The 19,779-nt window shown below is 68.6% G+C and carries 20 protein-coding genes and 1 pseudogene; 9 read left to right on the top strand and 12 right to left on the bottom strand.

Annotation, left to right across the window (positions count from 1 at the left end):
* Nucleotides 1-43: 43 nt before the first annotated feature.
* Complete coding sequence (gene tynA / locus VBO01S_RS21825) at nucleotides 44-2,350, top strand: primary-amine oxidase (protein WP_062479260.1); 2,307 nt, start codon at nucleotides 44-46, stop codon at nucleotides 2,348-2,350.
* Nucleotides 2,347-3,498: a serine hydrolase domain-containing protein gene (locus VBO01S_RS21820; protein WP_082818230.1), complete on the top strand. Its 1,152-nt coding sequence runs from the start codon at nucleotides 2,347-2,349 to the stop codon at nucleotides 3,496-3,498. The genes tynA and VBO01S_RS21820 overlap by 4 nt, the downstream gene beginning before the upstream one ends.
* Before the next feature lie 34 nt (nucleotides 3,499-3,532).
* On the opposite strand, the gene VBO01S_RS21815 is transcribed toward VBO01S_RS21820, so the two are convergent.
* From VBO01S_RS21815 to ruvA, 4 genes are all read right to left on the bottom strand, one after another.
* A complete protein-coding gene (locus VBO01S_RS21815) occupies nucleotides 3,533-4,939 on the bottom strand; it encodes an aldehyde dehydrogenase family protein (protein WP_062479257.1) in 1,407 nt (468 codons plus the stop codon).
* Between the two features lie 124 nt (nucleotides 4,940-5,063).
* The gene (locus VBO01S_RS21810) at nucleotides 5,064-6,059 is read right to left on the bottom strand and encodes a helix-turn-helix domain-containing protein (protein WP_157627416.1); all 996 of its coding nucleotides are present in this window, start codon (nucleotides 6,057-6,059) and stop codon (nucleotides 5,064-5,066) included.
* Nucleotides 6,056-6,676 carry a hypothetical protein gene (locus VBO01S_RS21805; protein WP_062479251.1) on the bottom strand — a complete coding sequence of 207 codons (621 nt, stop codon included), beginning with the start codon at nucleotides 6,674-6,676 and terminating at the stop codon, nucleotides 6,056-6,058. The genes VBO01S_RS21810 and VBO01S_RS21805 overlap by 4 nt, the downstream gene beginning before the upstream one ends.
* A gap of 27 nt (nucleotides 6,677-6,703) precedes the next feature.
* Entirely contained in the window at nucleotides 6,704-7,276 is a 573-nt protein-coding gene (gene ruvA / locus VBO01S_RS21800; protein ID WP_056577514.1) for a Holliday junction branch migration protein RuvA, read from the bottom strand.
* Between the two features lie 168 nt (nucleotides 7,277-7,444).
* Here ruvA and VBO01S_RS21795 point away from each other — a divergent pair, with 168 nt between their 5' ends.
* Genes VBO01S_RS21795 through VBO01S_RS21785 form a run of 3 tightly spaced genes read left to right on the top strand, consistent with a single transcriptional unit; the run spans nucleotide 7,445 to nucleotide 9,494 of the window.
* Nucleotides 7,445-8,386, top strand: coding sequence for a PhoH family protein (locus VBO01S_RS21795; protein WP_062479248.1), 942 nt, complete (start codon nucleotides 7,445-7,447; stop codon nucleotides 8,384-8,386).
* Between the two features lies 1 nt (nucleotide 8,387).
* Nucleotides 8,388-8,855 (top strand): rRNA maturation RNase YbeY, encoded by a 468-nt coding sequence (gene ybeY, locus VBO01S_RS21790; protein WP_062479245.1) that lies wholly within the window; start codon nucleotides 8,388-8,390, stop codon nucleotides 8,853-8,855.
* Nucleotides 8,856-8,867: 12 nt separating this feature from the next.
* Nucleotides 8,868-9,494, top strand: coding sequence for a class I SAM-dependent methyltransferase (locus VBO01S_RS21785; protein WP_062479241.1), 627 nt, complete (start codon nucleotides 8,868-8,870; stop codon nucleotides 9,492-9,494).
* On the opposite strand, the gene dtd is transcribed toward VBO01S_RS21785, so the two are convergent.
* Nucleotides 9,466-9,909 carry a D-aminoacyl-tRNA deacylase gene (dtd, locus tag VBO01S_RS21780; protein WP_062479238.1) on the bottom strand — a complete coding sequence of 148 codons (444 nt, stop codon included), beginning with the start codon at nucleotides 9,907-9,909 and terminating at the stop codon, nucleotides 9,466-9,468. The two genes, VBO01S_RS21785 and dtd, sit on opposite strands and share 29 nt — an antisense overlap.
* Nucleotides 9,906-10,820: a cation diffusion facilitator family transporter gene (locus VBO01S_RS21775; RefSeq protein WP_062479235.1), complete on the bottom strand. Its 915-nt coding sequence runs from the start codon at nucleotides 10,818-10,820 to the stop codon at nucleotides 9,906-9,908. The genes dtd and VBO01S_RS21775 overlap by 4 nt, the downstream gene beginning before the upstream one ends.
* 151 nt (nucleotides 10,821-10,971) lie before the next feature.
* Between VBO01S_RS21775 and VBO01S_RS21770 the strand changes: the two genes are divergently transcribed.
* The gene (locus tag VBO01S_RS21770) at nucleotides 10,972-11,469 is read left to right on the top strand and encodes a FecR family protein (RefSeq protein ID WP_255221168.1); all 498 of its coding nucleotides are present in this window, start codon (nucleotides 10,972-10,974) and stop codon (nucleotides 11,467-11,469) included.
* Between the two features lie 4 nt (nucleotides 11,470-11,473).
* Complete coding sequence (locus VBO01S_RS21765; protein WP_062479230.1) at nucleotides 11,474-12,091, top strand: OmpA family protein; 618 nt, start codon at nucleotides 11,474-11,476, stop codon at nucleotides 12,089-12,091.
* Nucleotides 12,092-12,144: 53 nt separating this feature from the next.
* Here VBO01S_RS21765 and tyrS read toward each other — a convergent pair whose 3' ends face one another.
* Nucleotides 12,145-13,377 carry a tyrosine--tRNA ligase gene (gene tyrS, locus VBO01S_RS21760; protein ID WP_062479227.1) on the bottom strand — a complete coding sequence of 411 codons (1,233 nt, stop codon included), beginning with the start codon at nucleotides 13,375-13,377 and terminating at the stop codon, nucleotides 12,145-12,147.
* A gap of 161 nt (nucleotides 13,378-13,538) precedes the next feature.
* On the opposite strand from tyrS, the gene VBO01S_RS21755 reads away from it, so the two are divergent.
* Nucleotides 13,539-14,885 (top strand): M23 family metallopeptidase, encoded by a 1,347-nt coding sequence (locus VBO01S_RS21755; RefSeq protein WP_062479224.1) that lies wholly within the window; start codon nucleotides 13,539-13,541, stop codon nucleotides 14,883-14,885.
* A gap of 17 nt (nucleotides 14,886-14,902) precedes the next feature.
* Nucleotides 14,903-16,051 (top strand): anhydro-N-acetylmuramic acid kinase, encoded by a 1,149-nt coding sequence (locus tag VBO01S_RS21750; RefSeq protein ID WP_062479222.1) that lies wholly within the window; start codon nucleotides 14,903-14,905, stop codon nucleotides 16,049-16,051.
* A 6-nt stretch (nucleotides 16,052-16,057) separates the two neighbouring features.
* Here the strand turns inward: VBO01S_RS21750 and mdtD are convergent, their stop codons facing one another.
* From mdtD to VBO01S_RS32725, 5 genes and pseudogenes are all read right to left on the bottom strand, one after another.
* Nucleotides 16,058-17,491, bottom strand: coding sequence for a multidrug transporter subunit MdtD (mdtD, locus tag VBO01S_RS21745; RefSeq protein ID WP_062479219.1), 1,434 nt, complete (start codon nucleotides 17,489-17,491; stop codon nucleotides 16,058-16,060).
* A gap of 90 nt (nucleotides 17,492-17,581) precedes the next feature.
* On the bottom strand, nucleotides 17,582-17,947 hold the full coding sequence (gene erpA / locus VBO01S_RS21740) for an iron-sulfur cluster insertion protein ErpA (protein ID WP_056577477.1): 366 nt from the start codon (nucleotides 17,945-17,947) through the stop codon (nucleotides 17,582-17,584).
* A gap of 197 nt (nucleotides 17,948-18,144) precedes the next feature.
* A complete protein-coding gene (gene rpsI / locus VBO01S_RS21735) occupies nucleotides 18,145-18,537 on the bottom strand; it encodes a 30S ribosomal protein S9 (protein ID WP_062479216.1) in 393 nt (130 codons plus the stop codon).
* 12 nt (nucleotides 18,538-18,549) lie between these two features.
* Nucleotides 18,550-18,981, bottom strand: a complete 432-nt coding sequence (gene rplM, locus VBO01S_RS21730; protein ID WP_062479213.1) for a 50S ribosomal protein L13 — start codon at nucleotides 18,979-18,981, stop codon at nucleotides 18,550-18,552.
* Nucleotides 18,982-19,186: 205 nt separating this feature from the next.
* Nucleotides 19,187-19,779: pseudogene (locus VBO01S_RS32725) on the bottom strand (hypothetical protein); the annotation flags it as partial.

The following is a 19,779-nucleotide window of genomic DNA, read 5'->3' as shown; positions in this document are numbered from 1 at the left end:
CCTTCGCGGTTGTCCACCACAACACGCGAAGAAGGATGCAGCCATGCGCAGCAGCTACCACCGAACGCCCGGCCGCGGCGCCGCACGGCGTCTCCTGGGCACCGCCCTGGCCTCTGCCCTGGCACTCGCCCTCGGCCCCCTGAGCACTGAGCCGGCCCGGGCCCACGGCGGTGCGGCCCACATGGTGCCGCTGAAGAAGACGGTGGAAGACTTCGGCGGCACGCTGCGCTGGGACAGCTTTGCCAACGTGTTCACCGTGGCGCGCAACGGCACGCTGGTGCGCCTGAAGCCCGGCTCGAAGACGGCGCTGGTCAACGGCCAGCCGATGCAGCTCGATGTGCCCGTGGTCATGCGCAAGGGCGCGGCCTACGTGCCGCACGATTTCGTGAACCAGGTGTTCCAGTCCAGCCTGGACAAGACCTTCGTGGTCGAGCGCGTGCCCAACCCGCTGAACCCGCTCACCGAGGCCGAGATCCAGGCCACGCTCGAGGTGCTGAAGGCCTCGGGGCGCCACAAGGCCGGCCTGCGCTTCACCGAGATCAGCGTGAAGCGCCCGCCCAAGGACGAGGTCTGGAACTTCGCGCTCACCGGCCAGCCCGTGCGCGCGCCGCGCCAGGCGGCCTTCGTGGCGCTGGACGGCAAGAAGGTCATCGAGGGCACGGTCGATCTCGCGGCGCGCACGCTCACCGCATGGAAACCCATCGAGGGCGCGCACGGCATGGTGCTGCTGGACGACTTCGCCACCGTGCAGAGCGCCATCGAGGCCAGCCCCGACTACGCCAAGGCGCTCGCCACGCGCGGCATCGCCGACGTGAAGAAGGTGGTGGCCACGCCGCTCACCGTGGGCTACTTCGACGGCAAGGATTCGCTGCGCCAGGAAGACCGCCTGCTGAAGGTGGTGAGCTACCTGGACGTGGGCGACGGCAACTACTGGGCGCACCCCATCGAGGGCCTGGTGGCGGTGGTCGACCTGGAGCAGAAGAAGGTCATCAAGATCGAGGACGGCGGCCTCGTGCCCGTGCCGCTCAAGCCCACGCCCTACGACGGTCGCGACCGCGCGGCCACGCCGGCGCCCAAGCCGCTGGAGATCACCGAGCCCGAGGGCAAGAACTACACGATCACCGGCCACACGATGCACTGGCGCAACTGGGACTTCCACGTGCGGCTCGACTCGCGCGTGGGCCTGGTGCTGTCCACCGTCACGTACAACGACAAGGGCACCAAGCGCAAGGTGATGTACGAGGGCTCGCTGGGCGGCATGATCGTGCCCTATGGCGACCCCGACACCGGCTGGTACTTCAAGGCCTACCTCGACTCGGGCGAGTACGGCATGGGCACGCTCACCTCGCCCATCGAACCGAACAAGGACGCGCCGCAGAACGCCGTGCTGCTGGACGCCACGCTGGCCGACTACACCGGCGCACCCACCAAGGTGCCGCGCGCCATCGCCGTCTTCGAGCGCTATGCCGACCCCGAGTTCAAGCACCAGGAAATGGGCAAGCCCAACATCAGCACCGAGCGGCGCGAGCTGGTGGTGCGCTGGATCAGCACGGTGGGCAACTACGACTACCTGTTCGACTGGGTCTTCGCCGAGAACGGCACCATCGGCATCCACGCCGGCGCCACCGGCATCGAGGCCGTGAAGGGCGTGAAGTCGCGCACCATGCAGGACCCGACGGCCGCCGAGGACACGCGCTACGGCACGCTGCTGGACCACCACATCGTCGGCACCACGCACCAGCACATCTACAACTTCCGCCTCGACCTGGACGTGGATGGCGAGCAGAACACGCTCACCGAGGTCGACCCGGTGGTGCTGCCCAACACGCGCGGCGGCCCGCGCACCAGCACCATGCAGACGGTGCAGCGCACGGTGCGCACCGAGCAGCAGGCGGCGCAGAAGTTCGACCCCTCGACCATCCGCCTGCTGAGCAACCCGTCGAAGAACAACAAGGTCGGCAACCCGGTGTCGTACCAGCTGGTGCCGTACGCGGGCGGCACGCACCCGATCGCCAAGGGCGCCAACTTCGCGAAGGACGAGTGGATCAACCACCGCCTGAGCTTCATGGACCGCCAGCTCTGGGTGACGCGCTACGACCCCGAGGAGCTGTTCCCCGAAGGCAAGTACCCGAACCGCTCCAACAAGGACACGGGCCTGGGCCAGTTCACGGCCGACAACCAGGAGATCGTGAACACCGACAACGTGGTGTGGCTCACCACCGGCACCACGCACGTCGCGCGCGCCGAGGAGTGGCCGATCATGCCGACCGAGTGGGTGCATGCGCTGCTCAAGCCCTGGAACTTCTTCGACGAGACGCCGACGCTGGGGCTGAACCGGCCTGCGAAATGAGCACATCCGACGAGGCCATCGGCCGCTACGAAGACCTGATGACGCTGCCGCCTGCGCTGCAGGCGCCGACCTACCGCCAGATGGACCGGCTCTACGCGACGCGCGCGATCCGGCGCGGCACGCACGTGCATCCGCTGCCCGAAGGCACGCCCGTCGACGCGCAGCGCTTCGGCATCGACGGCTTCATGGCGCGCAACCACACGGCCGGCCTGCTGGTGATCAAGGACGGCCATGTCGTGCTCGAGCGCTACGCCATGGGCAACGACGCGGCGACGAAGTGGCTGTCGTTCTCGGTCGCGAAGTCGCTGACCTCCACGCTGGTCGGCGCGGCCGTGAAAGATGGCCACATCGCCAGCCTCGACGACCCGGTGGTGCGCTACCTGCCCGCGCTGCGCGGCTCGGCGTATGACGACGTGACGGTGAAGCAGGTGCTGCAGATGAGCTCGGGCGTGGCCTGGAACGAGGACTACCTCGACGCCGGCTCCGACCGGCGCCAGCTCATGCGCGTGCAGCTCACGCGCGAAAAGGGTGCGGTGTTGAAGTTCATGGCGCAGCGCCCGCGCGTGGCGCCGGCGGGCACGCGCTTCAACTACAGCACCGGCGAGACCTGCCTGGTCGGCGAGATCCTGGCCAGCGCGATCCGCCGGCCGATCAGCGACTACCTCTCGGAAAAGATCTGGGCGCCCTTCGGCATGGAAGCCGACGCCTACTGGCAGCTCGATGCGGTCGATGGCCAGGAGTTCACCGGCAGCGGCGTGAACGCCACGCTGCGCGACTTCGGGCGCTTCGGCCTGTTCGTGCTCGGCGGCGGCGTGGCCGGCGGCCACAAGGTGCTGCCCGACGGCTGGGTGGCCGACGCCACGCGCGTCGATGCAACCAGCCACCTCGCGCCCGGCACGCTCGCGGGCTTCGAACCGATGGGGTACGGCTACCAGTGGTGGACCTTCCCGACCGGCGCGAAGGCACTGCCCGAGCTCGACGGCGGCCTGTTCGCCGCGCTCGGCATCTTCGGCCAGCAGGTCTACATCCATCCGAAGGAACGGCTCGTGGTCGCGGTCCACAGCACCTGGCCGGCGCCGATCCATCCGCCGAGCCTGGTCGAGACCGATGCGCTGCTCGGCGCACTGACCGCCGCGCTGCGCACCTGAACAGAGCGTGGCGCACGCCACGCTCTGCAACGCGTCAGGAGAAGATCACCTGCGCGTCGGTGTACTCCTTCAACCCTTCTTCCGCGAACTCCACGCCGAGCCCCGAGCCCTTCACACCGCCGAAGGGCGCGTTGGGCTGGATGGCGCCGTGCTTGTTGATCCACACCGAGCCGCATTCCAGGCGCGAGGCGATGCGCTTGGCGTGCTCGATGTCCTTGGACCACACGGAACCGCCGAGGCCGTTCTCGCTGTCGTTGGCGGCGCGGATGGCCTCTTCGACATCGGTGTAGCGGATGACGGGCAGCGCGGGCCCGAACTGTTCTTCGTCGACCAGCGCATCGCCGTTCTTCAGGCCCGCGACGATGGTCGCGGGGAAGAACAGGCCCTCGCCCGGTTCGCCGCCCGTGAGCACCTGGCCCTTCTTTTTCGCGTCGGCCACGAGCCGCGCGACCTTGTCGAACTGCATGCGGTTCTGCACCGGGCCGAGCACGTTCTTCTCGTCCATGCCGTCGCCCATCGGCACCTGCTTCGCAAAGGCCGCGAGGTGCTCGCACACCTCGTCGTGGATGCTGGCGTGCACGTACAGCCGCTTCATGGCCGCGCAGGTCTGGCCGTTGTTGAGGAACGCGCCCCAGAACAAACCTTCGGCAATGGCCTTGGGGTCGGCGTCGGGCAGCACGATGCCGGCGTCGTTGCCGCCGAGTTCGAGCGTGAGCCGCTTCATGGTGCTGGCGGCCGACTGCATCACCTTCTTGCCGGTGGCGCAGGAGCCGGTGAACACGATCTTGCGGATGACCGGGTCGCTCGCCATGTCGGCGCCGAGGTTGGAGGTGCGGTCGTCGCAGCTCACGCTGTTGACCACGCCTTCGGGCAGCACTTCGTTGAGCAGCTCGACAAAGCGCAGCGTGGCCAGCGGCGTGTACGGCGAGGGCTTGATGACGACCGTGTTGCCCGTGCGCAGCGCCGGCAGCACGTGCCACACGGCGATCAGCACGGGGAAGTTCCACGGCGTGATCGAGCCGACCACGCCCACGGGCTTGCGGAAGATCTCGACGTGGCCCTGCGCGTTGTCCTGCAGCACGCGCGGCGGCAGCGACAGCGCCGCGGTGGCGCCGGCCCAGGCGGCTGCACCGCCCAGCTCCCAGCGCGAGCCCAGGCCGTTGAGCGGCTTGCCCTGCTCCAGCGTGAGCAGGCGCGCCAGCTCTTCGGCGTGCGCGCCGATCTTCTCGGTCACGGCGCGGCAGGCGGCGGCCAGTTCGTCGTCGGACTTTCGCGACCAGCTCGTGAAGGCTTTTTGCGCGGCGGCCACGGCGGCGGCGAGGTCGTCGCGCGAACCGTTCGGCGCGGTGCCGATCACCTGCCCGTTGGCGGGGTTGCGCACTTCGAAGGAGGCCGTGCCTGGCACCGCGCGACCGCCGATCGTCATTCTTGTCTCTTGCATTGCTTTGTCCTGGTTGGGTTGACGCTGGCGCGCGCCGCCGCAGGGCGGGCGCGCCCGATCAATGTAGGAAAAGCAGGGGCCGGCGTCTTGGAGCCAGGCGTCAGCGAATGGACTCAGGCGTCAGTCAGTGCGTCAGGGGTCCAAGTGCCAGGCGCCCCGGCGGCACGCCGTAGCGCTTGCGGAACTCGCGGTAGAAGAACGACAGGTCGTTGAAGCCGCAGTCGTAGGCGATCTGTGCGATGGCCGGCGCGGGGCCGCCCTGCCGGGCCGCTGCGTCGAGCGCGGCGCGCGCCGCCGCCAGCCGCGTGTCGAGGATGTGGCGGCTCGGCGAAACGCCCAAGGCCTCGAAGGCCCGCTGCAGCAGCCGCGGCGACACCCCCAGGTGGCGCGCCAGTTCGCCCGCGTGGAAGGCCGGGTCGTGGAACTGCAGCGCCACGTGGTCCATCGCGCGGCGCAGCACGCCCTCGCCGGCGTTGCGCGACAGCAGCGCCGGCGCCTGCCGCGCGCGCTCGACCAGCACCGAACCGAACACGCCGAGAAAGGCCTCGACCAGGTGCGCGTCGTCGGACTGTCCGCTGTCGAGCAGGCGCGCGAGGATGGCGCGCATCGCGAAGCCCAGCGCGTCGCCGCGCCGCACGCACACGCCGCCCTGCAGCGCGGGGCCGAAGCGCGCGAGCATGTCGGCGCGCGGCAGGTGCACCGACACCTGCTGCGAGCTGGCGCCGTCGTAGACGAACTCCGAGGGCCGCGCCGAATCGATCAGCACGATGTCGCCGGCCTGCACCGCGATCTGCTGCGCGCCCTGGCACATGAGCGCACCGCCGTGGTCCTGGAACACGAGGAAGAAATGCTCGCGGTCGTCGCGCCGGATGGCCTGCGCATCGCGGTGCACGCGCTGCAGGTTCTGGCCGATGAGCGCCACGTCGACCCCGCCGGCGCGCCGCACCTCGATGCCGCCCGAGACGGTCTGCTGGCGCGGCATGGGCACTGGCGTGAAGTTGCCGCACACGGCCTGCAGGCGCGGGCCGACGAGCTCGAACGGCATCTCGGCGCGCATCCGCGGCGTCAATGGGCCACCGGTCATGCTTGCAGACAGGGGGGCGAAAGAGGAAGCGCTCACGAGGTGTCTCCTTGCAACGCATGTTCGCCGGGCTTCCAGGGGCCCAGGGCCACCCCGGACTTCCACAGCTTGAGTGCGCCCGGCAGTATGGCGCGGCTGCCGACCTTTGCCACGCCCTGCTTGCGGATCTCGCGGTTCAGGCGCGACGAGAAGGCGGTGATCTTGCCGAAGTCCCAGGCGCCGACGTCGCCCATCTCGCTCACCGTGCCCGACCAGGCCTGGGCACGCTTGAGCGTGTTGTGGTTGGTGTGAGAGTCTTCGAGCCGCGCGTCGCCCTCGGACAGCGCGCTCAGGTACAGCTGCACCAGGCCCCAGCCGTCGGCGCTGTAGCGGAAGGTGGCGCCATCGCAGGCCTTCGGGTCGAGCGCCACGCGACGAGGCACGAAGGGCGGCCCGGCCCCCAGCACGTAGAGCTGCAAGTGGACAGCGCGCCACTTCCTCCCATTGGGGTAGCGCCGCTCGAACTGCGCCAGCACTTCGGCGGCCGTATGGAAGCGTTTCAGGGGTTGGTCGAAGTCGGAGCCCAGTTCATGGACCTCGCAGCTGCCTTCGGCCAGCAGCCACGTGAGCAGGCCCTCATGGTCTTCGGGCGTGGCGTAGAAGTCGCAGTTCGGCATGTCGTGCCTGCCTTCGGTGGCCCGCGGTTACTTCGCCAGGGCTTTCAGTGCCATCTTGATGCCGTCGCTCACGCTCGCGTCCTTCGGCAGCGCCTTCAGCGCGAGCGCGGCCTCCTTGTCGCTGTAGCCCAGCGCCACCAGCGCCTGCAGGATGTCGGCCTGCGCGTCGGACGCGGCATGTGCCGGCAGGCCGATGTCTGCGCCCAGCTTGCCCTTGAGCTCCAGCAGCAGCCGCTCGGCGGTCTTCTTCCCGATGCCGGGAATCTTCACGAGCCGGCCCAGCTCCTGCGTGGTGATGGCCTGCGCCAACTCGCCCACGCTCATGCCCGAGAGCAGGCCCAGCGCGGTGCGCGGGCCCACGCCGGTGATCTTGATGAGCTGGCGGAAGGCCGCCCGCTCCTCGGCGGTGCCGAAGCCGTAGAGAATCTGCGCGTCCTCGCGCACGACGAAGTGCGTGAGCAGCGACACCTTCGCGCCGACGTTGGGCAGGTTGTAGAACGTGCTCATCGGCACGTCGACCTCGTAGCCGACGCCGTTGCAGTCCACCACCACCTGCGGGGGGTTGCGCTCTGCGAGCGTGCCGGTCAGTTTGCCTATCATTGGCTCCCCCCCGTTGCTTGCTCACTTCGTGTAGCCGCTTCCCCCCTCAAGGGGGCAACACCGGCGGCCCGGCAAAGCCGGTTCCGCGGTGTTACCCGCCTTGGATTGCGTTTTTTCGAGCGTGGCTGGTCTTGCATGGGCTGCCAATTAGATGGAAATGGATACCGCGTGATTCTGCGACACACCTTTACCCCCCTGAACAATTCGCGCCTCGGCCACCTGTGCGGCCCGCTGGATGCGCACCTGCGCCGCATCGAGGACGCCCTGGGCGTGAAGATCGCGCACCGCCACGAGCAGTTCAAGGTCGACGGCCCCAAGGCCCCGGCGCAGCGGGCCATGGAGGTGCTGCAGGCGCTGTACGAGATCGCCCAGCGCGCCATCGACCCGGCCGTGGTGCAGCTCACGCTGGCCGGCGACGGCTCGATGAGCGACGAGGACGCGGCCATGCTCGTCACGCGCCGCGCCGACCTGCGCGCGCGCACGCCCACGCAGGCGCTGTACCTGGACAACATCGCCAAGCACGACATCACCTTCGGCATCGGCCCGGCCGGCACCGGCAAGACCTACCTGGCCGTGGCCTGCGCGGTCGATGCGCTGGAGCGCGCGGCGGTGCAGCGCATCGTGCTCACGCGCCCGGCCGTCGAGGCCGGCGAGCGCCTGGGCTTTCTGCCGGGCGACCTGACGCAGAAGGTCGACCCGTACCTGCGCCCGCTGTACGACGCGCTGTACGACCTCATGGGCTACGAGAAGGTGCAGAAAGCCTTCGAGCGCAACGTGCTCGAGATCGCGCCGCTGGCCTTCATGCGCGGACGCACGCTGAACAACGCCTTCGTGATCCTCGATGAGGCGCAGAACACCTCGGTGGAGCAGATGAAGATGTTCCTCACGCGCATCGGCTTCGGCGCCAAGGCGGTGGTGACGGGCGACGTGAGCCAGATCGACCTGCCCAAGCAGCAGCTCAGCGGCCTGATCGACGCCGAGCGCGTGCTCAAGCGCGTGGCCGGCATCGCGACCACGCACTTCACGAGCGCCGACGTGGTGCGCCACCCGCTGGTGGCGAAGATCGTCGATGCCTACGACGGGCAGCGCAAGCGCTCGGGAGGCCACTGACATGGCGGCCTCTCTGCTTCCGGCCCTGTCGCTATCGCTGCAGTTCGGGCGCTTCAAGGGCGTGGAGCGGCATCGCGCCGCACTGCCGCGCCACAGCGTGAACCGTTGGATTCGTCATGCGCTGGACATCGACGGCGAGATCACCGTGCGCATCGTCGATGCCGAGGAGGGCCAGCGCCTGAACCGCGAGTTCCGCGGCAAGGACTACGCGACCAACGTGCTCACCTTCGACTATGCGCAGGGCCCGGTCGTGATGGCCGACCTGGTGCTGTGCGCGCCCGTGGTGGCACGCGAGGCCAAGGAAAACCGCAAGACGCTCGCCGCGCACTACGCGCACCTGCTGGTGCACGGCACGCTGCACGCGCAGGGCTGGGACCACGAGACCAGCGAAGCCGACGCGGACGAGATGGAAGCGTACGAAATCGAGATCCTCGCGGGCCTGGGCATCCGCAGCCCGTACGGGCGCTGAGCGGAGGTCGCGATGGCGTCGGGCACCGATCCCTGGCTGCCGCGCTGGCTGCCGCTGCTGCGCGAATGTGCCGGCGACGGGCCGGTGCTCGAACTGGGCTGCGCAGCGGGTCGCGACACCGCCACGCTGGTCGATGCCGGACTGCGGGTGGTGGCGGTCGAGCTGTCGTCCGACGCCCTGGCGCAGGCGCGGCAACGCGTGCCCGCAGGGGCCGAGTTCCACTGCGGTGATTTCCGCGACGCGTGGCCGCTGGCGCAGGGCGCCACGGTCGGCGTGGTGCTCGCGAGCCTGTCGCTGCACTACTTCGCATGGGACGAAACGCTGGCACTGGTGCGGCGCATCCACCGCGTGCTGCGGCCGGGCGGCGTGCTGCTGTGCCGCCTCAACTCGGTCAACGACCGGCACCACGGCGCGCGCGGCCCGTCGGCCAGCGGACGGGACGAAGACTTTTTCTACACGGTGGACGGCATTCCCAAGCGCTTCTTCGACCGCGCCGCGGTCGAGCGGCTGTTTGCCGACGGCTGGCAGCTGCAGCACCTCGAGGAGGTGCGCGTGCTGCGCTACGACGAACCGAAGGTGGCGTGGGAAGCGGTGATCCGCCCCGCGCCGTTCACGCCGTCATCTGCAGCGGGATCGTGACCGGTCCGTCGTTCAGCAGGTGCACCTGCATGTCGGCGCCGAATTCGCCCGTTGCCACGACCGGGTGCGCGCCGCGCGCCTGTGCCACGAAGTACTCGTAGAGCCGGCGGCCCTCGTCGGGCGGCGCCGCGAGCGTGAAGCTGGGGCGGTTGCCGCCGCTCACGTCGGCGGCCAGCGTGAACTGGCTCACGACCAGGAGGCCGCCGCCGATGTCCTGCACGCTGCGGTTCATCTTGCCGGCCTCGTCCGAGAAGATGCGCAGCTTGAGGATCTTGGCAAGCAGGCGGTCGGCCACGCTGTCGCCGTCGCCGCGTTCGGCGCACAGCAGCACCAGCAGGCCGGCCTCGATGGCGCCGACGGTCTGGCCGGCAATGTCGACGCGGGCGTGGGCGACGCGCTGGAGCACGGCTTTCATGAATGGTGGTCCTCGAGTCGGGTGGCGCGCGCTTCCATGGTGAGCGGCAGCAGTTGGATGGTCACGCGCAGGCCGGGCACGGCGTCCATGAGCGCCTGCTCCAGCTCGTCGCGCAGGTTGGCGGCGCGCTGCAGGGTCCAGTCGCCGGGCACGTGCATGTGCAGGTCGGCAAAGCGGCGCTGGCCGGCGCCGCGCGTCACCATGTCGTCGAAGCGCAGCCGGTCGCCCTCGGCATGGTTGGCGGCGAAGGCGTCGAGCGTGGCGCGCACGGTGGCGAGCGTCTCGGCGTCGAGCGCCTCGTCCATCAGGCCCTGCGAGGAGCGCCACACGAGCTTGAAACCCTCGCGCACGATGTTGAGCGCCACGCCGATGGCAATCAGCGGGTCGAGCCAGAGCCAGCCGCTGAAATGCACGGCCACGATGCCGACCAGCACGCCGACCGAGGTCCACACGTCGGTCATCAGGTGGCGCCCGTCGGCCTCCAGCGCGATGGAGCGGTGCGCGCGCGCCGCGCGGAACAGCACGAACGCCAGCGCCGCGTTGAAGCCCGAGCTGATCACCGACAGCGCCAGACCCCAGCCCAGTTGCTCCAGCGGCTGCGGCGACAGCAGCCGCAGCACCGACACCCACAGGATGGCGACGGCGGCGGCCACGATCAGCAGGCCCTCGAAGCCGGACGAGAAGTACTCGGCCTTGTGGTGGCCGTAGGGATGGTCCTCGTCGGCCGGGCGCTCGGCGATGGTCACCATGGCCAGCGCGAACATGGCGCTGGCGAGGTTGACGCAGGACTCCATGGCGTCCGAAATCAGGCCCATCGAGTTCGTCAGGTAGCCGGCCCATCCCTTCAGGAGGATGGTGATCAGGGCCACCGCGACAGAGACGCGAAGCAGCGTTTTAGGGGTCAACGTCATGCAGAAAGAACAAGATCAGGTAAAAAGGGCCTGTGCGGGCGGGCATTACGTCGCAGGAATCGGCTGAATTATCAGCCGCGTGACCATATGTAACGCCTTCGCCTTAATATTTGCGCTCATTGCGAAGCAATCAGTCACAGAGAGGCAAATGATGAAGAAATTTTTGACCGCCGCCCTCGGGCTCGCCATCGTCGGCGCAGCCACCCTGGCCCAGGCCCAGGCCCAGGCCCAGGCTCCCGCTGCGGCGCCCGCAGCAGCAGCGCCCCAGCAGGCCGGGTTCGTGAAGACGGTGCGCGGCAACGTCCAGCTGCTCGACAGCGCCGGCGCCACGCGCACGGCCGCCCCCGGCGACGCGTTGGGCGCGGTCGATCGCATCGTGACCGGCCCGGATTCGTCGGCAGCCGTCGTGCTGCGCGACAACACCACGCTGATGGTCGGCCCGTCCTCGCGCATGGACCTGAAGGAATTCCACTTCGACGGTACCACCCGCGACGGCGGCATGCTCGTGTCGCTGCTGCGCGGCTCGATGCGCATGATCACCGGCCTCATCGGCAAGACCAACCCCGACGCCGTGCGCGTCGAAACCCAGACCGCCACCATCGGCATTCGGGGCACGGACTTCATCGTGCAGACCGACGGCCAACCCTGAAAAGATGCAGACACCGCCACGCCGCTCCCCCCTTCTTCCCGCGACCGCGCTGGTCGCCCTTTTGTTGGCCGCCTGCTCCTCGCCGGGCACGCGCGTGGTGCTCCTGCCCCAGGCTGACGGCACGCCCTCCGCCGTGGTGGTGCGCGCCAAGGACGGCGAAGAAGTGCTCTCCAAGCCCTACCAGCGCGCCACGGCCGCGGTGGGTGCGAGCGGTGCGCCGGTGGTCGACCAGGCCGACGCGGCCAAGGTCCAGGCCGAGAACAAGCCCCTGTTCGACATGCGCCCGCCGCTTCCGCAGCGCTATACGGTGTTCTTCGAAGTGGGCACCACCACGCTGACGGCGGCGTCGCAGCAGATCATGACCGAGGCGCTGGCCGCCGCGCTGGCCCGCAGCGGCGGCGACATCGTGGTGACCGGCCACACCGACACCAAGGGCGCCGGCGAGCAGAACGACCAGCTGTCGCGCCGCCGCGCACAGGAAGTGGTGCAGCTGTTCGTGGAGCGCCAGTTTCCGGCGAACCGCATCGAGGCCGTGGGCCGCGGCGAACGCGACCTGGCCGTGCCCACCGCCGACGAGGTGGACGAACCCCGCAACCGGCGCGTGACCATCGAGGTGCGCTGAGCCCCTCACGTCGGCTCCCATTGAAAAAGGCCCCGAGGGGCCTTTTTTGTTGATCAGCTCAGGGTCACCCGCGCAAACTTGCGCTTGCCGACCTGCACCACGTAGCTGCCCGCAGGCAGCTTCAGGCCCTTGTCGGACACCACGACCGAATCGATGCGCACGCCACCGCCGTCGATCAGGCGGTTGCCCTCGCCCGACGACGACGCCAGGTTGGCCTGCTTGAGCAGCTGGCCGATGCCCAGCGGGGCACCGCTCAGCGCCACCTCGGGAATCTCGTCGGGCACGCCGCCCTTGCTGCGGTTGATGAAGTCCTGCTCCGCCGCATCGGCCGCCGCCGCGCTGTGGAAACGCGCGGTGATTTCCTTGGCCAGCGCGACCTTGGCGTCCTTCGGGTTGCGGCCACCGGCGATCTCGGCCTTCAGCGCCTCGATCTGCGCCACCGACTGGAAGCTCAGCAGCGTGTACCAGCGCCACATCAGCGTGTCGGAGATCGACAGCACCTTGGCGAACATGCTGTTGGCGTCCTCGCTGATGCCGATGTAGTTGCCCTTGCTCTTGGACATCTTCTCGACGCCGTCGAGCCCTTCGAGCAGTGGCATAGTAAGTATGCACTGCGGCTCCTGGCCGTATTCCTGCTGGAGATGACGGCCGACGAGCAGGTTGAACTTCTGGTCGGTGCCGCCCAGTTCCAGGTCGCTTTGCAGCGCCACCGAGTCGTAGCCCTGCATCAGCGGGTACAGGAACTCGTGCACCGAGATCGACTGGCCGGCCTTGAAGCGCTTGTTGAAGTCGTCGCGCTCCATCATGCGCGCCACCGTGTACTTGGCCGCCAGCTGGATCATGCCGCGCGCGCCCAGCGGGTCGCTCCACTCCGAGTTGTAGCGGATCTCGGTCTTCGATTCGTCCAGCACCAGCTTGGCCTGGGCGAAGTAGGTCTCGGCGTTGGCGCGGATCTGCTCGGCCGTGAGCGGCGGGCGGGTGCTGTTGCGGCCCGAGGGGTCGCCGATCAGGGAAGTGAAGTCGCCGATCAGGAAGATCACGCGGTGCCCCAGGTCCTGGAGCTGGCGCATCTTGTTGAGCACCACCGTGTGTCCGATATGAATATCCGGTGCGGTCGGGTCCAGGCCCAGCTTGATGCGCAGCGGCTTGCCGCTGGCTTCCGCCTTCTGGAGCTTCTTGACCCACTCGTCCTGCGGCAGCAGTTCGTCAGCGCCGCGGAGGGATATTTCGAGGGCTTGTCTTACACCATCGGAGAGGCTGGTGGATGTAACAGATTCGGCGTTCATGGGCTTTTTTGGCGGTTTTTCCGGTGGCCGAAGCTATACTCAGCCCGACTTTTCAAGCGCCGGATTCTAAGCGGCGCTTTTTTTCCGCACCGTCTCCTGCCGCCCTGAACGCACTGGGCCTTGCAGCACGGACCTGCAGAACCTGAGTTGGAATCCACAGTTTGATCAACGGCATTCTCGCCGCCGAGGAGCTTCTCGCTTCCCGCGTGGCCTACACATTCCGGACGTACCCCAAGCAGATCACCGCAGCGATCGCTGCGATGCTGCTCAGCGCCGGCACCCTCGCGGTCGCCTCGCTCGGTCCCGACGCGTCCGACCTCCCCATCCAGCAAGTGCTCGAAGCCACCGCGCCGGTGTCTTTCGCCGACCAGTCGGCGTCGCTCGAGAACTTCAGCTTCACGCTGTTCCGCACCGACGTCTCGCGCTCCAGCGACACGGCCGAGGCGCTGATGAAGCGCCTGGGCATTTCCGACCCCGCCGCCACCGCCTTCGTGCGCGGCAACGCCGAAGCGCGCATGGCGCTGTTCGCGCGCGTGGGCCGCACCGTGACGGCCGAAGCCACGCAGGAAAACCAGCTGCAGAAGCTGAGCGCCCGCTGGATTCCTGACGCCGACGGCGGCTTCAAGCGTTTCGTCGTCGAGCGCACGCCCACCGGTTTTGTCGCCCGCACCGAGCGCGACATGCTGACGCCGGGCACGCGCCTGGCCAGCGGCACCATCCGCAGCTCGCTGTTCGCCGCCACCGACGACTCGCGCATTCCCGATGCGGTGGCGAGCCAGCTGGCCGACATCTTCGCGGGCGACGTCGACGTGCGCTCGCTGCGCAAGGGCGACCGCTTCGCCGTGGTCTACGAGACCTTCGAAGCCGACGGCCAGGCGCTGCGCAGCGGCCGCGTGCTCTCGGCCGAGTTCGAGAACAACGGCAAGGTCCACCAGGCCGTCTGGTTCCAGCCGCCAGGCGCGGGCCAGAAGGGCAGCTACTACCGCCCGAACGGCGACAGCCTGCGCAAGGCCTACCTGGCCTCGCCGGTGGAGTTCTCGCGCGTGTCCAGCGGCTTCGCGATGCGCATGCACCCGATTTTGAACAGCTGGCGCCAGCACAACGGCATCGACTACGCGGCGCCCACGGGCACCGCGGTGCGCACGGTCGGTGACGGCACGGTCGATTTCGCCGGCACGCAAAGCGGCTACGGCAACATCGTCATCATCAACCACCGCAACAACCAGCAGACGGCCTACGCCCACCTGAGCCGCATCAACGTGAAGGCCGGCGAGAGCGTGAGCCAGGGCCAGACCATCGGTGCCGTCGGCTCGACCGGCTGGGCCACCGGCCCGCACCTGCATTTCGAATACCGCGTCGGCGGGGCCTACCAGGACCCGACCACGATCGCGCAGGAAGGCGGCGCACCGATCACCGCGGCCCTGCGTCCGGCCTTCGAACGCATCGCCGTGGGCGCCCGCACCGAGCTGGCCGCTGCCTTCTCGGTGATCCAGGCCAGCGCCGACTGAGCCTCGCTCCCCTGGGCATGGCCGCCGCACCGCAGCCGCCGCAGCAACGCTTCATCGGCCTGATGTCGGGCACCTCGCTCGACGGGGTCGACGGCGTCATTGCCGATTTCTCCGACGACGGCCACCTCGCGGTGGTCGGCCACGCCAGCGCCGACTTTCCCGCCCCGCTGCGCGCCGAGCTGCTGGCGCTCAACACCCCCGGCGACAACGAACTGCACCGCGCGGCCCTGGCCGGCAACGGCCTGGCGCGGGCGTATGCCGACGTGGTCGTGCAGCTGCTGGCCCGCACCGGCATCGCCCCGACAGCCGTCACCGCCATCGGCGCCCACGGCCAGACCGTGCGCCACCGGCCACTCGAGTTCGACGGCACCGGCTACACGCTGCAGGTCAACAACCCCTCGCTGCTGGCCGAACTGAGCGGCATCGACGTGGTCGCCGACTTCCGCAGCCGCGACCTCGCGGCCGGCGGCCAGGGCGCCCCGCTGGTGCCGGCCTTTCACCAGGCGCTGTTCGCCCGGCCCGACGCGCCCGTCGCCGTGCTGAACCTCGGCGGCATCTCCAACCTGAGCCTGCTGCCCGCCACGAACGCGCCGGCGGACACCGCGCCCCTGCTGGGCTTCGATTGCGGCCCCGCCAACGCGCTGATGGACCACTGGTGCCAGCGCCACCTCGGCCAGCCCTTCGACCAGGGCGGCCAGTGGGCAGCCAGCGGGCGCGTGCTGCCCGAACTGCTGGCCCGGCTGCAGGCCGAACCGTATTTCGCCAAGGCGCCGCCGAAGAGCACAGGGCGCGATTTATTCCATCCGGACTGGCTGGCCGGCCACCTGGGCACGGCCGCCTGGGCGCCTGTCGATGTGCAGGCCACGCTGGCCGAACTGACCGCCAGCACCTGCGCAGCAGCGCTGCGAAGCTATCAAAAAGAGAGCGCCTTGCTGATCGTCTGCGGCGGCGGCGCGCTCAACGACCACCTCATGGGCCGCCTGCGCGCCCTGCTGCCCGGCGTGCAGGTGCAGGCGTCGTCGGAACACGGCCTGCCGCCCCAGCAGGTCGAGGCGGCCGCCTTCGCGTGGCTGGCCCGGCGCACCGTCCGGCGCGAACCCGGCAACCTCGCGAGCGTGACCGGCGCGCGCGGGGCGCGGGTGCTCGGCGCGATCTACCCCGCCTGATTTGCCTCAGCCCTGACCGGAGACCTCCGGCTGTGCAGGCTGCGCCGCCCGCACTTCTGCCGGCAGATGCCAGAAGATCAGCGCCGAAGCCACCGTGATGAGCCCCATGGTCGCGAACGTGGCCTGGAACGCATCGAGCGTCTGCACCGCCGTCGTGGTACCGAAAACGCCGTTGTAGCCCGCCAACACCGCGCCGGCGGCGGCCACGCCCAGGCTCATCGCCAGCATCTGCACCATCGACAGCAGGCTGTTGCCGCTGCTGGCCATGCCGCCGTCGAGGTCCTTCAGGGTGATGGTGTTCATGGCCGTGAACTGCAGCGAGTTGACCGCACCGAACACCAGCAGCTGCAGCAGGTGCAGTGCCACCGGCTGCCCCGGCGCCGTGAGGCCGAAGCTGGCCATGGTGCAGCCGACCAGCACCGTATTGGCCACGAGCACGCGGCGGTAGCCGTGGCGTGTGATCAGCGGCGTGGCAAAGCGCTTCATCGCCATGCCGGCCAGCGCGACCGGCAGCATCATCAGCCCGGCGCGCACCGGCGAATAGCCCATCGACACCTGCAGCAACAGCGGCACCAGGAACGGCATGCAACTGCTGCCCAGGCGCGAGAACAGGTTGCCCAGCAGGCCGATGCTCAGCGTCGGAATGCCGAACAGCGCGGGCGAGAACAGCGGCTCCGGCGTGCGCGCCGCGCGCAGCCAGTAGGCGACCACGCTGGCGAAGCCGAAGATCAGCACCGCCATCACCCCGCCCTGGCGCAGCCCGAGCCCCGACACGCCGTCGACCGCCAGCGAGATCGCCACCATGCCGAAGGCCAGCAGCGCATAGCCCACGCCGTCGAAGCGCTTCTGGAGGGCACCACGCAGGTCCGGCATGTAGCGCAGCGTGGCGATGCAGCCCGCCAGCCCCACCGGCACGTTGATCAGGAAGATCCAGTGCCAGGAGGCGTACTGCACCAGCCAGCCGCCCAGCGTGGGCCCCAGCAGCGGCCCGATGAGCCCCGGGATGGCCACAAAGCTCATCGCCTGCAGGAACTCGCCGCGCGGCACCGTGCGCAACAGCGCCAGGCGCCCCACAGGCAGCAGCAGCGCCCCGCCCAGGCCCTGCACCACCCGCGCCGCCACGAGCTGCCCCAGCCCCTGCGAGAGCGCGCACAGCACCGAGCCGGCCGCGAACAGCACGATGGCGCAGAAGAAGACGCGCTGCGTGCCGAAGCGGTCGGCGATCCAGCCCGAGGCCGGGATCAGCATCGCCATCGTGAGCGCGTAGGCCACCACCACCGACTGCATGCGCAGCGGGCTCTCGCCCAGGCTGGCGGCCATGGCGGGCAGCGCCGTGTTGATGATGGTGGCGTCCAGCGTCTGCATGAAGAAGCCCACGGCCACGAGCCACAGCAGGCTCTTGCGGGCGGGATCGACGGGGACGGCGGTTTCGGGGCTCATCGGGAAGGCGTGGACTCGGAAAAACGACAGGCAGCAAAAAACCGCCCGGAGGCGGCTTTTTCGAGGGGGCTGGTCAGCAGCATCCAGGCATCAGGCCGAGAAGCTGGAACCGCAGCCGCAGGTGCTGGTGGCGTTCGGGTTCTTGATGACGAACTGGGCGCCCTGCAGGTCTTCCTTGTAGTCGATCTCGGCGCCGAGCAAGTACTGGTAGCTCATGGCATCGATCAGCAGCGACACGCCATTCTTGGTCATGGTGGTGTCGTCTTCGTTGGTGATCTCGTCGAAGGTGAAACCGTACTGGAAGCCCGAGCACCCGCCACCCTGCACGAACACGCGCAGCTTCAGGTCGGGATTGCCCTCTTCGGCGATCAGGTCGGCGACCTTGGCGGCCGCGCTGTCGGTGAAGACGATCGGCTCGGGCATCTGGGTCTGGATGTTTTCGGCAACAGCGCTCATGGGGTGAAACTCCTTGGGGGGCCGCTTGGGCGGCCAATGGGATGGATGCTACTGCAATGCCGCAATTTCGGCAGGCCGCATGCGGCGAGCACCCATCGCAAGTGGGGTCGGGCGCCGCATCCACCAGGGGCACCTGGGGGACGCGGCCACGAAAAAGCCGCCCGAGGGCGGCTTCTTGTCTCGCAACGAGCAGGGGATCAGCGCTTGCTGAACTGCTTGCGGCGACGGGCGGAGTGCAGACCGACCTTCTTACGCTCGACTTCACGTGCGTCACGCGTCACGAAGCCGGCTTGGCTCAGGACGGGCTTCAGCGAAGCGTCGTAGTCGATCAGGGCACGGGTGATGCCGTGGCGCGTGGCGCCGGCTTGACCCGATTCGCCGCCGCCGTTCACGTTGACCATCACGTCGAAAGCTTCGAGGTTGTTGGTCAGCGCCAGGGGCTGCTTGGCGATCATGATCGAGGTTTCACGGCCGAAGAACGCTTGGATGTCCTTGCCGTTGACCGTGATCTTGCCGGTGCCTTTTTTCAGAAACACACGGGCGACGCTGGATTTGCGACGGCCGGTGCCATTGTTCCATTCACCAATCATTCTCAAGGCTCCTTACAGTTCCAGCACTTTGGGCTGTTGGGCGGTATGCGGGTGCTCTGCACCACCGTACACCTTGAGTTTCTTGATCATCGCGTAACCAAGCGGGCCCTTGGGCAGCATGCCCTTGACAGCCTTTTCCAGGGCGCGGCCCGGGTGCTTGTTCTGCATGTCGCGGAAGTTCGTCGCCGTGATACCGCCCGGGTAGCCCGAGTGACGGTAGTACACCTTGTCGATCGACTTGGCGCCGGTGACGCGCAGTTGCGCGGCGTTGATGATGACGATGTAGTCACCGGTATCGACGTGAGGCGTGTAAATGGCCTTGTGTTTGCCGCGCAAACGGAGAGCAACTTCGCTGGCTACTCGTCCGAGGACCTTGTCGGTCGCGTCAATCACAAACCACTCGTGCGTCACGTCAGCGGGCTTGGCGCTGAACGTTTTGGTCATGAGTTTTTCTCTTGAAAGAGGGTTTGGCGAGCCCTTTTCCACGGTCGGCGTTCCTCTGATGGGAATCTCTTAGGTGGGTTTTCACGCCTTCCGCCCAATGAAAGGGTGGCTGGCATACCTTCGCCGCGGGGCTACAAAAACGCTGCGAAGCCCGCGATTATATGAAGAAATGGCCAAACGGCCAATTTTCGGGCTTCCGGGGGCCTCAGCGCTGGATGCGGACCAGCTCCAGGCTCTCGTTGGCCCCCGAGGAGACCCCGCGCTGGTATTCGCCCTCGAAACGGACGACCCGGCCCAGCTCGGGGCTGTACCAGGCGGCGCCCCGAAAGCGCGTGCTGGCGCCGGTCAGCGGCAAGCTGGTGGTGCTGGAGGCGAAGATCCAGCCCTCGTAGCCGATGCGCATCACGTTCAACTCCACCCCGTCCACACGCATCGCCTGCTCGCCGCCCACCGAGGCGGTGAGTTCATGCCGCAGCCGGTCGCCGGTGGTCGTCACGTAGTCGAGCTGCCAGCGCATGCCGGGCTGGATGTCGTCCTTGCGCAATGCCCAGCCGCCCGGCGGCGACGCGGTGTCGAACAGGCCGCCGGCCGGCGACGTGATGGAGACCACCTGCCCGTTGGTCTTCTCGATCCGGCTGCCGGCATTGAACGACACCTCGTCGCCGCTGACCCGGTCCACCCGGTAGATCACCGGCGCCCGGTTGCCCGTCAGCCGGTCCGTGCGCACGTACTCGAGCGCGTCGCCGGCGCGCAGCGGCTCGGTCAGCGGGATGCCCGCCCCACCGGCGTCGGCCACCC

This window comes from Variovorax boronicumulans NBRC 103145, from assembly GCF_001591345.1.
GTDB classification, from domain to species: domain Bacteria; phylum Pseudomonadota; class Gammaproteobacteria; order Burkholderiales; family Burkholderiaceae_C; genus Variovorax; species Variovorax boronicumulans.
Note: the sequence above shows the minus strand (reverse complement) of the source record. Positions and strands in the feature narration are given on the sequence as shown.

Coding starts and splice junctions, on each gene's coding strand:
- tynA (WP_062479260.1), top strand. CDS start 44: ATGCGCAGCAGCTACCACCGAACGCCCGGCCGCGGCGCCGCACGGCGT.
- VBO01S_RS21820 (WP_082818230.1), top strand. CDS start 2,347: ATGAGCACATCCGACGAGGCCATCGGCCGCTACGAAGACCTGATGACG.
- VBO01S_RS21815 (WP_062479257.1), bottom strand. CDS start 4,939: ATGCAAGAGACAAGAATGACGATCGGCGGTCGCGCGGTGCCAGGCACG.
- VBO01S_RS21805 (WP_062479251.1), bottom strand. CDS start 6,676: ATGCCGAACTGCGACTTCTACGCCACGCCCGAAGACCATGAGGGCCTG.
- ruvA (WP_056577514.1), bottom strand. CDS start 7,276: ATGATAGGCAAACTGACCGGCACGCTCGCAGAGCGCAACCCCCCGCAG.
- ybeY (WP_062479245.1), top strand. CDS start 8,388: ATGGCGGCCTCTCTGCTTCCGGCCCTGTCGCTATCGCTGCAGTTCGGG.
- VBO01S_RS21785 (WP_062479241.1), top strand. CDS start 8,868: ATGGCGTCGGGCACCGATCCCTGGCTGCCGCGCTGGCTGCCGCTGCTG.
- dtd (WP_062479238.1), bottom strand. CDS start 9,909: ATGAAAGCCGTGCTCCAGCGCGTCGCCCACGCCCGCGTCGACATTGCC.
- VBO01S_RS21775 (WP_062479235.1), bottom strand. CDS start 10,820: ATGACGTTGACCCCTAAAACGCTGCTTCGCGTCTCTGTCGCGGTGGCC.
- VBO01S_RS21770 (WP_255221168.1), top strand. CDS start 10,972: ATGAAGAAATTTTTGACCGCCGCCCTCGGGCTCGCCATCGTCGGCGCA.
- VBO01S_RS21765 (WP_062479230.1), top strand. CDS start 11,474: ATGCAGACACCGCCACGCCGCTCCCCCCTTCTTCCCGCGACCGCGCTG.
- tyrS (WP_062479227.1), bottom strand. CDS start 13,377: ATGAACGCCGAATCTGTTACATCCACCAGCCTCTCCGATGGTGTAAGA.
- VBO01S_RS21750 (WP_062479222.1), top strand. CDS start 14,903: ATGGCCGCCGCACCGCAGCCGCCGCAGCAACGCTTCATCGGCCTGATG.
- mdtD (WP_062479219.1), bottom strand. CDS start 17,491: ATGAGCCCCGAAACCGCCGTCCCCGTCGATCCCGCCCGCAAGAGCCTG.
- erpA (WP_056577477.1), bottom strand. CDS start 17,947: ATGAGCGCTGTTGCCGAAAACATCCAGACCCAGATGCCCGAGCCGATC.
- rpsI (WP_062479216.1), bottom strand. CDS start 18,537: ATGATTGGTGAATGGAACAATGGCACCGGCCGTCGCAAATCCAGCGTC.
- rplM (WP_062479213.1), bottom strand. CDS start 18,981: ATGACCAAAACGTTCAGCGCCAAGCCCGCTGACGTGACGCACGAGTGG.